Source organism: Pseudoalteromonas qingdaonensis (assembly GCF_038739665.1).
Lineage (GTDB): Bacteria > Pseudomonadota > Gammaproteobacteria > Enterobacterales > Alteromonadaceae > Pseudoalteromonas > Pseudoalteromonas qingdaonensis.
Window position 1 is genome coordinate 402,312 of the sequence record NZ_JBCGCU010000001.1, and the last position, 13,102, is coordinate 415,413.

The 13,102-nt window shown below is 49.7% G+C and carries 12 protein-coding genes; 4 read left to right on the forward strand and 8 right to left on the reverse strand.

What is annotated here, in order from left to right:
• Window positions 1-800 precede the first annotated feature (800 nt).
• The 3 genes from rpmG to radC form a co-directional block, all read right to left on the reverse strand.
• Window positions 801-956: a 50S ribosomal protein L33 gene (gene rpmG / locus WCN91_RS01845; protein WP_099643121.1), complete on the reverse strand. Its 156-nt coding sequence runs from the start codon at window positions 954-956 to the stop codon at window positions 801-803.
• 12 nt (window positions 957-968) lie between these two features.
• The gene (gene rpmB / locus WCN91_RS01850; RefSeq protein WP_010364213.1) at window positions 969-1,205 is read right to left on the reverse strand and encodes a 50S ribosomal protein L28; all 237 of its coding nucleotides are present in this window, start codon (window positions 1,203-1,205) and stop codon (window positions 969-971) included.
• A 336-nt stretch (window positions 1,206-1,541) separates the two neighbouring features.
• Complete coding sequence (gene radC, locus WCN91_RS01855) at window positions 1,542-2,216, reverse strand: RadC family protein (protein WP_342675715.1); 675 nt, start codon at window positions 2,214-2,216, stop codon at window positions 1,542-1,544.
• A gap of 106 nt (window positions 2,217-2,322) precedes the next feature.
• Between radC and coaBC the strand changes: the two genes are divergently transcribed.
• Window positions 2,323-3,510 (forward strand): bifunctional phosphopantothenoylcysteine decarboxylase/phosphopantothenate--cysteine ligase CoaBC, encoded by a 1,188-nt coding sequence (gene coaBC / locus WCN91_RS01860; RefSeq protein WP_425415993.1) that lies wholly within the window; start codon window positions 2,323-2,325, stop codon window positions 3,508-3,510.
• Window positions 3,511-3,605: 95 nt separating this feature from the next.
• The gene (slmA, locus tag WCN91_RS01865; RefSeq protein WP_105199418.1) at window positions 3,606-4,193 is read left to right on the forward strand and encodes a nucleoid occlusion factor SlmA; all 588 of its coding nucleotides are present in this window, start codon (window positions 3,606-3,608) and stop codon (window positions 4,191-4,193) included.
• Between the two features lie 789 nt (window positions 4,194-4,982).
• On the opposite strand, the gene zapE is transcribed toward slmA, so the two are convergent.
• Window positions 4,983-6,116: a cell division protein ZapE gene (zapE, locus tag WCN91_RS01870; RefSeq protein ID WP_342675717.1), complete on the reverse strand. Its 1,134-nt coding sequence runs from the start codon at window positions 6,114-6,116 to the stop codon at window positions 4,983-4,985.
• 54 nt (window positions 6,117-6,170) lie between these two features.
• On the opposite strand from zapE, the gene rsuA reads away from it, so the two are divergent.
• Window positions 6,171-6,869: a 16S rRNA pseudouridine(516) synthase RsuA gene (gene rsuA, locus WCN91_RS01875; protein WP_342675718.1), complete on the forward strand. Its 699-nt coding sequence runs from the start codon at window positions 6,171-6,173 to the stop codon at window positions 6,867-6,869.
• 241 nt (window positions 6,870-7,110) lie between these two features.
• Window positions 7,111-8,475, forward strand: a complete 1,365-nt coding sequence (locus tag WCN91_RS01880) for an MBL fold metallo-hydrolase RNA specificity domain-containing protein (RefSeq protein WP_342675719.1) — start codon at window positions 7,111-7,113, stop codon at window positions 8,473-8,475.
• Between the two features lie 356 nt (window positions 8,476-8,831).
• Here the strand turns inward: WCN91_RS01880 and galE are convergent, their stop codons facing one another.
• From galE to galU, 4 genes are all read right to left on the reverse strand, one after another.
• Window positions 8,832-9,848: a UDP-glucose 4-epimerase GalE gene (gene galE / locus WCN91_RS01885; RefSeq protein WP_342675720.1), complete on the reverse strand. Its 1,017-nt coding sequence runs from the start codon at window positions 9,846-9,848 to the stop codon at window positions 8,832-8,834.
• A gap of 19 nt (window positions 9,849-9,867) precedes the next feature.
• Window positions 9,868-10,869, reverse strand: coding sequence for an NAD-dependent epimerase (locus WCN91_RS01890; RefSeq protein ID WP_342675721.1), 1,002 nt, complete (start codon window positions 10,867-10,869; stop codon window positions 9,868-9,870).
• A 12-nt stretch (window positions 10,870-10,881) separates the two neighbouring features.
• A complete protein-coding gene (locus WCN91_RS01895; RefSeq protein ID WP_342675722.1) occupies window positions 10,882-12,048 on the reverse strand; it encodes a nucleotide sugar dehydrogenase in 1,167 nt (388 codons plus the stop codon).
• 144 nt (window positions 12,049-12,192) lie between these two features.
• Complete coding sequence (gene galU / locus WCN91_RS01900; RefSeq protein WP_342675723.1) at window positions 12,193-13,068, reverse strand: UTP--glucose-1-phosphate uridylyltransferase GalU; 876 nt, start codon at window positions 13,066-13,068, stop codon at window positions 12,193-12,195.
• Window positions 13,069-13,102: the final 34 nt, after the last annotated feature.

The following is a 13,102-nucleotide window of genomic DNA, read 5'->3' on the forward strand; positions in this document are numbered from 1 at the left end:
TAATTGTCAGACTGCTAGCACGGATCTTACAGACACCTGTAGGCGAGGCTTTAGCCTTGCGAGGTTAATTGTTAAACAGCTAGCTCAGATCTTACAGACACCTGTAGGCGAGGCTTTAGCCTTGCGAGGTTAATTGTCAGACTGAAGTCTGACCTACAGGAAGGTTAGGGGTTAATTGTTAAACAGCTAACTCAGATCTTACAGACACCTGTAGGCGAGGCTTTAGCCTTGCGAGGTTAATTGTCAGACTGAAGTCTGACCTACAGGAAGGTTAGGGGTTAATTGTTAAACAGCTAACTCAGATCTTACAGACACCTGTAGGCGAGGCTTTAGCCTTGCGAGGTTAATTGTCAGACTGAAGTCTGACCTACAGGAAGGTTAGGGGTTAATTGTTAAACAGCTAACTCAGATCTTACAGACACCTGTAGGCGAGGCTTTAGCCTTGCGAGGTTAATTGTCAGACTGAAGTCTGACCTACATCCATGGCGGCAAAGTCTGACCTACAGGAAGGTTTGGGGTTAATTGTTGAACAGCTAACTCAGATCTTACAGACACCTGTAGGCGAGGCTTTAGCCTTGCGTAGGCTTAGCCTTGTCAGGCTACTAGGTAACTGCTCCATTGTCAGACTGCTAGGTAACTGCTCCTGCGTTACCCTAGTACCGCCATCCATGGCGGCAAAGTCTGACCTACAACCATGGCGGCAAAGACCGGCCTACAATATGCTAAGCAAAATACGGGCAACAAAAAACCCGACATAAAGTCGGGTTTTTTAGCATATGCTGTTAAAGCTTAGAATCAAATTACTTGATTTTCGCTTCTTTGAAGATCACATGTTTACGAGCTTTAGGGTCGTATTTTTTGATCTCCATTTTTTCAGGCATGTTACGCTTGTTTTTGTCGGTAGTGTAGAAGTAACCAGTACCGGCAGTTGAAACTAGACGAATCTTATCGCGCATGACTTAGGTTCCTTAAACTTTTTCGCCGCGAGCACGGATTTCTGTTAGAACCGCGTCGATGCCTTTCTTATCGATAATACGCATACCTTTAGTAGTAGTACGTAGTGATACAAAGCGTTTTTCGCTTTCAACCCAAAAACGGTGAGTTTGTAGGTTAGGTAGGAAACGACGCTTAGTCGCGTTGCGCGCGTGTGAGCGGTGGTTACCTACCACTGGGCGCTTACCTGTAACTTGACAGACTTTAGACATGTCTATTTATCTCCAATAACTTCGCTCGAGCTTAATTTTCCCTTATGGCCTTTTTGTATACTGCCCCGGGATAAATCGAAGGGCGCTCTTTATACAGCATAGACAGGCAAAGATCAAGGAATCTGATCTCAGAATCAGCTCATGTATGAATTTTGATAGCGGCCAATTATAGAGATCTAGGCGGCAAAGGGAAAGCAAAAACTGCATTTAAATTGCACTAAAGGCGTTTATTTTTGCGCTTTGCTAGATATGCTATCTAAAGGCGTTCTGCTCCCGGCTTGAGTTACCCGCCCAGAAGTACAATCTAAGTTGTAAACAACAAAGAATAAGAGGCATTTATAGCAGCCCTTGCTCGGCAAAAGAAACGCATTGACTGCCGCCTACAACCAGATGATCTAACACGCGAATATCCACCAACGCCAAACCCTGCACCAATTTATGGGTGATCAGCTTATCCGCCTGACTGGGCTCGGCCACGCCACTGGGATGATTATGCGCCAAGATCACCGCTGCGGCATTGTGCTTAAGCGCCGCTTTCACCACCTCACGTGGATAGACGGACGCTGCATCTATAGTGCCCTGAAATAACACTTCCCTTGTGATTAAACGGTGCTGCGCATCTAAAAAAAGCACCAAAAACTGCTCCCGCTGCTGGGTTTTTAGCTCAAGCAGCAAAAAATCACGTACCGCCTGCGGCGAGTCAAACAGGGTGTCGCGCTCCAAGGTACTGAGCAAATGCCGCCTTGCCAACTCGATGGCCGCCTGCAATTGCACATATTTGGCGGTTCCCATACCGCGCCAACGGCAAAAATCATCATGTTCGGCATTCAACAAAGCCGACAACCCCTGGCTATGGCTTAATACCTGCTGCGCCAGTTCCACGGCATTGGCGCCGGGTACGCCGGTACGAAAGAAAATAGCCAATAATTCGGCATCGGATAGGCTATGAACGCCGCTGGCAAGCAGCTTCTCGCGCGGCCGTTCGCTTTGGGGAATATCACTTAAACGCATAAGCACTCCTTGCTTTGCTAATTGCTAAACTATAGTGCAAGGAGCCGACATCTGGTATCTTTTACCCGTTATACCCGTTTAAATATCAACTGAATTATTGTTCGCTATGCAAAACAAAAAAGTGGTCCTTGGGATCAGCGGTGGCATTGCCGCCTACAAATGTGCCGAGTTAACACGCCGCCTTAAAGAGCGCGGTTGCGAGGTTAAAGTGGTGATGACCGACAGTGCCAAGCACTTTATCACGCCACTGACCATGCAGGCGGTATCCGGTGAAATGGTGTCGGACTCCCTGCTCGACCCTCAAGCCGAAGCGGCCATGGGCCATATCGAATTTGCCAAATGGGCGGATCTGATTTTAGTTGCCCCAGCAACGGCGAACATCATTGCCAAAATGGCTGCCGGCATTGCCGATGATCTTCTCACCACCTTATTGCTGGCCACAGATGCCGACGTTGCCATCGCCCCGGCGATGAATCAGCAAATGTATGCCCACCCGGCCACCAAAGCGAATTTAGCCACCCTAGCTCAACGCGGTGTATCTATTTGGGGCCCAGGCAGCGGCGAGCAAGCCTGTGGCGATGTGGGTGCCGGGCGCATGCTTGAGCCGATGGAATTGGTAGAGCTTATCTGCACACCCGCCCACAAGCAGGTGTTGGCGGGAAAAACCGTCACCATCACCGCCGGACCAACCCGCGAGGCGCTCGACCCGGTGCGCTACATAACCAACCATAGCTCCGGGAAAATGGGCTATGCCTTAGCCGAAGCGGCACTGGCTCTAGGCGCCAAGGTGAATTTAATCTCCGGCCCGGTAAGCCTGACCCCACCGACTCAATGCCAGGTCTATGGCGTACAAAGCGCGTTGGACATGCACCAACAAGCGTTGGCCTTGGCGCCGCAATCGGATATTTTTATCGGCTGTGCCGCGGTGGCAGATTACCGTGCCGCCGATATCGCCGAGCAAAAAATGAAGAAGCAAGGGGATGAACTCACCCTGACTTTGGTTAAAAACCCAGACATTATTGCTGACGTAGCCGCGCTAACAAAACAGCGTCCGTTTACCGTAGGTTTTGCCGCCGAAACTCAGGATGTTGCCACTTATGCCAAGGGCAAATTGCGCAATAAAAACCTGGATATGATCTGTGCCAACGACGTGGCAAAACAGGGACAAGGCTTTAACAGCGACAACAATGCCCTGACCTTGTTTAGCGCCGAGGGCGAGCTCAGCCTGCCATTAACCTGCAAGCATAAGTTAGCGCTCACTGTCATGGAAAATATTGCTGCAAAGTTGATTTAAAGCATGTAAAAGACTGGAAAGGGATTTCAGAAAGCATTAAGATGGCGTTCATAATAAAGGTCAAAGACCACTAAAGAGCTTTAAAAGGGAACGCCATGGCTGCCACACGCCGCACTAATCGCAAAGAGCAGATCCTCCAATCACTTGCGCAAATGTTAGAGACCAGCCCGGGTCAACGTATTACCACCGCCAAACTGGCAGCCGAGGTGGGAGTGTCGGAAGCGGCGCTGTATCGTCACTTTCCAAGCAAGGCACGTATGTTCGAGGGTTTGATCGAGTTTATCGAAGACACCCTGCTCTCACGCATCAACATCATTTTAGAAAACGAAAAAGAAACCCAAAGCCGCGTGTATAACATGCTGATGCTGGTGTTGGCTTTTGCCGAGAAGAATCCGGGGATTACCCGCATCCTTACCGGCGATGCCCTGCAAGGGGAAAATGAGCGTCTGCGCGAGCGCATTCAAAGTCTGTTTGAAAAGCTGGAAACCCAGTTTAAGCAAGTTCTACGTGAACGTAAGCTGCGCGAAGGGAAAGCTTTTGCCAGCGACGAAGCCACATTGGCCAACCTGTTTCTGGCCTATGTGGAAGGCAAGATGAACCAGTTTGTGCGCTCTAACTTTACCGCCAAGCCCAGCGCTCAGTTTGAGAAGCAGTGGCAAGAGCTGCAAAAAATCTGGCTTTAATTCAAAGCCTTATATCTTGTAGCTCGGTGCTTCGCGCCGACAAAGCTCAATTGTCAGACTGAAGTCTGACCTACAGGAAGGTTGGAGGTTAATTGTCAGACTGCTAACCCGGATCTCACAGACACCTGTAGGCGAGGCTTTAGCCTTGCGAGGTTAATTGTCAGACTGAAGTCTGACCTACATCCATGGCGGCAAAGTCTGACCTACAGGAAGGTTGGAGGTTAATTGTCAGGCTGCTAACCCAGCTCTCACAGACACCTGTAGGCGAGGCTTTAGCCTTGCGAGGTTAATTGTCAGACTCTCGGCCATTATCTATTACCCTATTGTCAGACTGCTAGGTAACTGCTCCTGCGTTACCCTAATACCGCCATCCATGGCGGCAAAGTCTGACCTACAGGAAGGTTGGAGGTTAATTGTCAGGCTGCCAACCCGGATCTCACAGACACCTGTAGGCGAGGCTTTAGCCTTGCGAGGTTAATTGTCAGACTCTCGGCCATCACCCTACATTGCTCTATTGCCAACTCGGTTATCAGACTAAAGTCTGACCTACAGAGTCTGGCCTACAGGAAGGTTGGAGGTTAATTGTCAGGCTGCCAACCCGGATCTCACAGACACCTGTAGGCGAGGCTTTAGCCTTGCGAGGTTAATTGTTCTATTGTCAGACTGCTAGGTAACTGCTCCTGCGTTACCCTAGTACCGCCATCCATGGCGGCAAAGTCTGGCCTACAAAAAATACCTGAGGTTATCTGTAGGCGAGGCTTTAGCCTTGCGAGGGATGACGGCAAAGGCCTACAAAGGTAAGGGCCAGCGCTGCATCTCTATCAAACGCGACTGGGTGCGGGCAAATTCAAACGCCAATCTCTCACCCTGGTATAAATGCGTCAGCTCCCCTTGGGCGGCGATGACAATCAATTTCCCCGTATCGTAAAACTCATCCACCAGCGCAATAAAACGCCTTGCCTCATCATCAAACTGGGCATGATTAACCCGCTCTCGCTCACGTATGTAGCCCTCTTCAATGCCTTGGGCGGTATACTGCTGTACTTTATCCACGCCCATCAAGGGCACCTTATCCACATAGAGCACATCAAAACGCTGGGCGAGAAACATATAATCGGCACTGGAGCGCCCCAAGCCACATAGCTCGAAGAAATCAATGCAGGCGGCGCGCTCACCAATGGCTTGAAAACGCACGGCCCTATGGTGAATTAATAAAGCTCGACCCTGAGCCGCTTGGTCTTGCTCCTTGCTAAAGCGCTGTAACAGGCGCTCAGGCTGATACTCGATAAAATGCCGAAAGCCGTTAAACCCATGCAGACGATAATCCTGCTCGCCGCTGACATCACAAATCTGACAATGCGCTTCAATTAAGGCGATTGTTGGCTCAAAGCGAGCACGCTGCAGGCCATTGCGGTATAACTCACAAGGCTGGCAGTTACTGGTTGCCACCAGTACCACGCCTTCGGCAAACAAGGCCTCGAACAAACGTGCCATGATCATGGCATCACCTATATCGCTGACAAAAAACTCATCAAAGCAGAGCAAGCGTGTCTGCGAGGCGTAGTCCTTGGCAAGTTGTCCCATGGGATTTTTAGTCCCTTGCAATGCCTGCAAGCGCTTATGCACCCAGGCCATAAAATGATGAAAGTGCAGGCGCTGCTTATTGGCTATCGCTATCTGCTCATAAAATAAGTCCATCAACATGGACTTACCCCGCCCTACCGGACCATGCAAATAAAGCCCGTGAATAATGCGCTTGCGCTGCCAGAAAAAGCGAGGGGATGCTTGCTCGGCTTCCAGTTCCGCCGCCAGCTTTACCAGCGCCTTGATCGCACGAAACTGCACAGGATCGGCGAGGATCTTTTTATTACCAATAAGCTGGCTGTATTGGTCGAGGATTTTACTCAAGGTGGCTGTTTTCACTATGCGGCATGGGCTATACTCGCGCCATTGTAACCAAGATTAAGTCCGTCCCCAATGAAGTTCCCCTGCCGATTAGACAAGTTTATTAGCAACCTGGCGGAAATCCCGCGCACCCACGCCAAAGCCGCTATCAAAAAAAAGCGAGTCACCGTCAACGGAGAAGTTACTAGGCAGCTTGATCTATCAGTGACTGAACAAGATGAAATCATGCTCGATGGTGAGATTCTCACCTATCAAGGGATACGCTACTTTATGCTCAATAAGCCGGAAGGTTATGTGTGCGCCAATAGCGATGAGCTCCATGCCACTGTGTTTGAACTGCTCGATGAGCCCAACCTGAGCGAGTTACACATTGCCGGGCGCTTAGACATAGACACCACGGGTCTAGTGTTGATCAGTAATGATGGCCAGTGGAGCCACCAGATCACCAGCCCGAAAAAGCAAAAATTCAAAACCTATCTTGTTGAGCTGGCCGAGCCGCTTTCAGAGCAAGCGGTTAGTGAGCTTGAGCAAGGCGTACAGCTTCATGGTGAGCGCGACCTCACCCTACCCGCTAAGGTCGAAGTGCTAGCGCCGTATCAAATTCGCCTGCATATAGTTGAAGGCAAATACCATCAGGTTAAGCGCATGCTGGCCGCGGTTGGTAACAAGGTGGTGACCTTGCACCGCGAAGCCATTGCCGGCATAGAGCTTGACCCAGAACTCGCCCCGGGTGAGTATCGTCTCCTGAGCGAAGAGGAAATCGCGCTCTAATTAGCAGCAAGGCTAAAGCCTCGCCCACAGATAACCGCAGGTCTTGTCGTGTAGGCCAGACCCTGTAGGTCAGACTTTGCCGCCATGGATGGCGGTACTAGAGTAACGCAGGAGCAGTTACCTAGCAGTCTGGCAATAGGACAATAAAGCAATGCAGGAGCAGCTTTTAGAAAACCCCATTGCACTGCTGAGCGGTTCACCTATAGTAATAGGTATGTACCTATTAAGACTATGAGCCACAATGGAAATCATTCACCACGGAGCGGTAAATGGCGTGACCGGCTCTTGCCACCAGCTTAAGGTGAGCGAGAGCGAATCCTTATTGGTCGACTGCGGCCTGTTTCAAGGCCTTGAAGCGCGTCAGGAGCTTGGCATTGAATTTGATATCAGCACAGTGCGGGCACTCCTAGTAACCCACTGCCATATCGACCATGTGGGCCGCCTTCCCTACCTGCTTGCCGCCGGGTTTAGCGGCCCGATTTACGCCTCCGAAGCCACCGCTGCCCTGCTTCCACTGGTCATTGAAGATGCTCTAAAACTTGGCGTTACCCAGGATGAGCAACTGGTGGATACCTGTCTGCGCCTTATTCGCCAGCAATTGATAGCCATCCCCTTTAAACAGTGGCAAACGTTGGAGCAATTTAATACACAGGTGCGATTTCGCCTGCAACGGGCCGGGCATATTCTTGGCTCCGCCTATATCGAAATCGATGTAGGCCAAGGAAAGCAGGCCCAACGAGTGGTGTTTTCCGGAGACTTAGGCGCGCCTCACACGCCCTTGCTACCGGCGCCTAAATCACCCTACAAGGCCGACACCCTGGTAATTGAGTCCACCTATGGCGATACCCTACATCAGGGGCGTAAAAACCGCAGTAAACAACTAAAAGAAGTGATTGAAAAGGCGGTACGCGATAACGGCGTGGTGCTTATTCCCGCCTTTAGCATAGGCCGCACTCAAGAGTTGCTGTATGAGCTGGAGCAGATCATCCACAAGGCGCCCAAGCACTCATTTTGGCAGGATATTGAGGTGATCATCGACTCGCCCATGGCCGCCAATTTCACCCACGAATACAGGCGCTTTAAATCATTTTGGGATCAAGAAGCCAAGGCACGTGTGGCCAAGGGCCGCCATCCTCTTAACTTTGAACATTTGTATACCCTGGATAGCCATCAGGAACATGTGCAAACTCTGAATTACCTGAAACAGAGGCAAAAGCCGGCGATAGTGATAGCCGCCAGCGGCATGTGCAGCGGTGGGCGTATAGTCAATTACCTGGAAGCCTTTTTAGGAGACCCCCGTACCGATGTGATCTTTGTCGGCTATCAAGGCCAAGGAACGCCGGGGCGTGATATTCAAAAATACGGCCCGCGCGGCGGTTATGTGATGTTAAATAATCGGCGCATTGATATTAAGGCGCAAATACACACCATTAGCGGTTATAGCGCCCATGCGGATCAGGCCAATTTAGTGCGCTTTGTTACCGGCATGGCGAAGAAGCCAGGGCATATCAAAATCGTGCATGGCGATCCAGAGGCAAAACAAGCGCTGGCGGATAAGCTTAAAGAAAACCTCAAGGGCGAAGTGAAGATAGAAATAGCGACCTAATTAGCAGCAAGGCTAAAGCCTCGCCCACAGATAATTGTAGGTATTTTTGTAGGTCAGACTTTGCCGCCATGGATGGCGGTACTAGGGTAACGCAGGAGCAGTTACCTAGCAGTCTGACAATAGGGTAATAGATAATGGCCGAGAGTCTGACAATTAACCTCGCAAGGCTAAAGCCTCGCCTACAGGTGTCTGTGAGATCCGGGTTAGCAGTCTGACAATTGAACAATACAGTAGCGATGACCTAGCAGTTTGACATTTAATCTCGCAAGGCTAAAGCCTCGCCCACAGATGTCTGTGAGATCCGGGCTAGCAGTCTGACAATAAATCCCTAACCTTCCTGTAGGGCGACCTACAGGTTATGACTCATAACCATTGGGGTTTTGGCTTTGCCAGCGCCAGGTGTCTTGCATCATTTGCATTAAGCCGCGCTCTGCCTGCCAACCCAGCTCATTCAGGGCTTTTTGCGCACTGGCATAACAGGTGGCGATATCGCCATCACGACGCGGGGCGATTTGATAAGGCACGGGCTTGTCGGCCGCCTGCTCAAAGGCCTGCACCATTTCCAATACCGAGTAGCCGTTACCGGTTCCCAGGTTATAAATATGCACACCGCTGTGATCAGCAAGCCAGTCCAGGGCTTTAAGGTGACCTAAGGCCAGGTCAACAACATGAATGTAATCGCGCACTCCGGTGCCGTCTTTGGTGGGGTAATCATCCCCAAATACCGCCAGCTTCTCCAGCTTACCTACGGCTACCTGTGAGATATAAGGCAAGAGGTTGTTGGGAATGCCGTTAGGGTCTTCACCTATTTGCCCACTGTGATGGGCGCCAACCGGGTTAAAGTAGCGCAAGATAGCAAAGCGCCAACGAGGGTCGGACTTGGCCACATCTTCTAAAATCTGCTCCACCATTAATTTGGAGGTGCCATAAGGGTTGGTGGTACCACCTACCGGAGCATTTTCATCTATGGGCAGGGTTTGCGGATCACCATAAACCGTGGCGGATGAGCTAAATACCAAAGAGAACACCTCGGCATCGCGCATCGCCTCAATCAGAGTAAGCGAGCCCTGAACATTATTTTGGTAATACATCACCGGCTTGCTCACCGACTCACCCACAGCCTTAAGGCCGGCAAAATGCACCACGCTAGTGATTTGATGCTCGCTAAATACCTTATCCAAGGCTGCTTTATCGCGAATATCACCTTGAACAAAGGTCACGGTTTTACCCGTTAGTGCCTCAACGCGGCGCAGCGATTCCTGCGAGCTATTACAAAGATTGTCGAACACCAGCACTTCACTGCCCTGTTCGAGCAGCTCAAGCACAGTGTGCGAACCAATATAACCGGCTCCGCCGGTCACTAAGATTGTCATAATCTATCCCTGCTTTAAATTAGGCGTAAAAGCCTTTATACCATTTAACCAATTGCTTCACCCCGGAGGTAACATCGACCTGAGGGCGATAGCCGGTTGCGGCAAAAAGATCTTCGGTATCGGCATAGGTTTTATACACATCGCCCGGCTGCATTTCGCGGAAGTTTTTCACCGCTTCAATACCCAGCTCATCTTCAATGGCCTTAATAAAGTCCATTAAGTTAATGGGGCTGCCGTGGCCGATGTTGTAAACCTTATAAGGAGCCGAGCTAGTGGCCGGTGAGCCAGACTCAACCTTCCAATCCGGGTTAAGCTCGGGCACCACATCGGCAATACGCACCACGCCTTCGACGATATCGTCGATATAGGTAAAGTCGCGCCACATATCGCCATGGTTATTCACGTCTATGGTTTCGCCGTTAAGGATTTTCTTGGTGAAAATATAGGGAGCCATATCCGGGCGACCCCAGGGGCCATACACGGTAAAGAAGCGTAGCCCGGTAGTCGGCAACCCATATAAATGAGAATAGCTATGAGCCATTACTTCGTTAGACTTTTTGGTCGCCGCATAGAGGGAAACTGGGTGATCCACCGAATCACTGGTAGAAAAAGGCGTGGTTTCATTTAAGCCATAAACAGAGCTGGATGAGGCATATACCAAGTGCCCAATCTGATTGTGGCGACAGGCTTCTAATATATTTAGGTGGCCAACCAGATTGCTTTCGGCATAGGCATGCGGGTTATCTATGGAATAACGCACACCGGCCTGCGCCGCCAAGTGAATAACGCGGTCAAACTTTTCCTGCTCGAACAGTTGCGCCAGCGCTTGCTGCTGTACCAGATCCAACTCAACAAAACTAAAGCGCTCGTGCTTTATGTGCTCAAGGCGCGCAGTTTTTAAAGCCACATCATAGTAATCATTAAGATTATCTATACCAACAACCTCGTGGCCTTGTGCCAGTAGCTTGTCGCTTACCGCAGCGCCGATAAAACCGGCGGCGCCCGTTACTAAATACTTCATAGATAATCCCAATTAGTCACTGCCAAACAGGTCGCGAGTATACACCTTATCCGCGACATCGCTCAATTCATCTGTCATCCGATTGGAGATTATGACATCAGAGCACTGTTTGAGTTCCTCTAGCGAGGTAGTGACCTTAGAATGGAAAAAGGTATCCGACTCGAGTGTAGGCTCATATATCAGCACTTCGATACCCTTGGCTTTAATACGCTTCATCACGCCCTGAATCGCCGATGCTCTGAAATTGTCCGAGCCAGACTTCATCACCAAGCGATATACACCCACAACCTTAGGGGCGCGTTTAATAATTGAGTCGGCGATAAAATCCTTACGGGTAGTGTTAGCATCTACTATGGCGCGGATCATATTGTTAGGCACATCTTTATAGTTGGCCAGCAACTGCTTGGTATCTTTTGGTAAGCAGTAACCGCCGTAGCCAAATGAAGGGTTATTGTAATGGCTGCCAATACGTGGGTCTAAGCCCACCCCCTCAATCACCTGACGGGCATCCAAACCGTGCGACTCGGCATAGCTATCCAGCTCATTAAAATAGGCCACACGCATGGCAAGGTAAGTATTAGAGAACAGCTTAATGGCTTCGGCTTCGGTGGAATTAGTCAACAACACATCCACATCTGTTTTTTCTGCACCTTGCTGTAAAAGGGCCGCAAACTTAGCTGCGCGCTCGCTTTGCTCACCAACAATAATACGCGATGGATATAGGTTATCGTACAGCGCCTTACCCTCACGTAAAAACTCTGGCGAAAACAGGATATTATCAACGCCAAACCTTTCTTTGATACCTTGGGTGTAACCCACAGGCACGGTTGATTTGATCACGATTAAAGCCGCCGGGTTGATGTGCAGCACATCCTCAATCACCTTTTCCACGGATTGGGTGTTAAAGTAATTGGTCTCTGGGTCATAGTCTGTGGGCGTGGCTATCACTACGAACTCAGCCCCTTGCAATGCCGCTTCTTTATCCGTGGTGGCAACCAGGTTAAGCGGTTTATTTTGCAAAAAGTGGCTTATTTCGTTATCGACTATGGGGGACTCTTGCTTATTCAGCAGGTCAACTTTTTTACTGTCGATATCCAAGGCAATCACTTCATTGTGTTGCGCCAAGAGTACCGCATTAGACAGACCGACGTAGCCGGTACCAACTATAGTAATTTTCATAACAATCTTCTGTGAAAACTGGGTTCAAAAATAATTCGTAAACACTATCGTATAGATATGAATGTTAGATTAAGTTCTTCAAGGGGGAAATAGCGCGGCAAAGGCTATTTAAGCCGGCTGCAGGCTTAGCCTACAGCCTATGCCTTAGAGACTTTTTAGATGCGCGGTAAACGCATCACCCAACTGCGGGTGTTGCTGTGCGTAGCGTACAAACGCCTTAAGATAACCCAGCTTATCGCCACAATCGTGGGAGATACCGCTCATGCGAAACGCCTCAACCGGCTCTTGTTCAATAAGCATATCAATGGCATCGGTCAGTTGAATTTCTCCACCTGCGCCTATGGGCGTTTTCTTCAGTAACGGCCAAATATTATGAGAAAGCACATAGCGACCTACCACGGCCAGGTTTGAAGGCGCTTCTTCCACCTTGGGCTTTTCCACCATGTGCTTGATAACGGCACTTTCACCTGGTTCTATTTGCGCGCCATTAATATCGGCAATACCGTATTTGCTTACGTCCTGCGTAGCTACCGCCTCAAGCATGATTTGGCTGGTCTGAGTGTCTTTAAAGCGCTTGATCATGGCGGCCAGGTTTTCACTACTTTGATCGGCGCTAAATTCATCAAGGATCACATCCGGCAAAATAACCGCAAAAGGATTATCGCCGACAATTGGTCTAGCGCACATAATGGCATGACCCAAACCTTTAGCTTCACCCTGACGAACATGCATAACGGTCACATCTTCTGGGCAAATAGAGCGCACCTCATCAAGCAACTGACGCTTAACCCGCTTCTCAAGCGTTGCTTCTAACTCGAAGCTGGTATCAAAATGGTTTTCGATGGCATTTTTAGAAGAATGCGTTACCAGCACTATCTCTTTGATACCCGCACGTACACACTCACTCACTATATATTGAATCAGCGGCTTATCGACGAGAGGAAGCATTTCTTTTGGTATGGCTTTGGTCGCTGGCAACATGCGTGTACCAAGACCCGCTACAGGGATAACTGCTTTCATTGAGAATGATCCTCTAAACTTTTAAAACGGTTTG

Bases quoted from the DNA above. Each gene is read 5' to 3' on its own strand.
- rsuA (WP_342675718.1), top strand. From the start codon at position 6,171: ATGAAGTTCCCCTGCCGATTAGACAAGTTTATTAGCAACCTGGCGGAA.
- slmA (WP_105199418.1), top strand. From the start codon at position 3,606: ATGGCTGCCACACGCCGCACTAATCGCAAAGAGCAGATCCTCCAATCA.
- rpmB (WP_010364213.1), bottom strand. From the start codon at position 1,205: ATGTCTAAAGTCTGTCAAGTTACAGGTAAGCGCCCAGTGGTAGGTAAC.
- WCN91_RS01880 (WP_342675719.1), top strand. From the start codon at position 7,111: ATGGAAATCATTCACCACGGAGCGGTAAATGGCGTGACCGGCTCTTGC.
- coaBC (WP_425415993.1), top strand. From the start codon at position 2,323: ATGCAAAACAAAAAAGTGGTCCTTGGGATCAGCGGTGGCATTGCCGCC.
- radC (WP_342675715.1), bottom strand. From the start codon at position 2,216: ATGCGTTTAAGTGATATTCCCCAAAGCGAACGGCCGCGCGAGAAGCTG.
- galU (WP_342675723.1), bottom strand. From the start codon at position 13,068: ATGAAAGCAGTTATCCCTGTAGCGGGTCTTGGTACACGCATGTTGCCA.
- WCN91_RS01895 (WP_342675722.1), bottom strand. From the start codon at position 12,048: ATGAAAATTACTATAGTTGGTACCGGCTACGTCGGTCTGTCTAATGCG.
- galE (WP_342675720.1), bottom strand. From the start codon at position 9,848: ATGACAATCTTAGTGACCGGCGGAGCCGGTTATATTGGTTCGCACACT.
- rpmG (WP_099643121.1), bottom strand. From the start codon at position 956: ATGCGCGATAAGATTCGTCTAGTTTCAACTGCCGGTACTGGTTACTTC.
- WCN91_RS01890 (WP_342675721.1), bottom strand. From the start codon at position 10,869: ATGAAGTATTTAGTAACGGGCGCCGCCGGTTTTATCGGCGCTGCGGTA.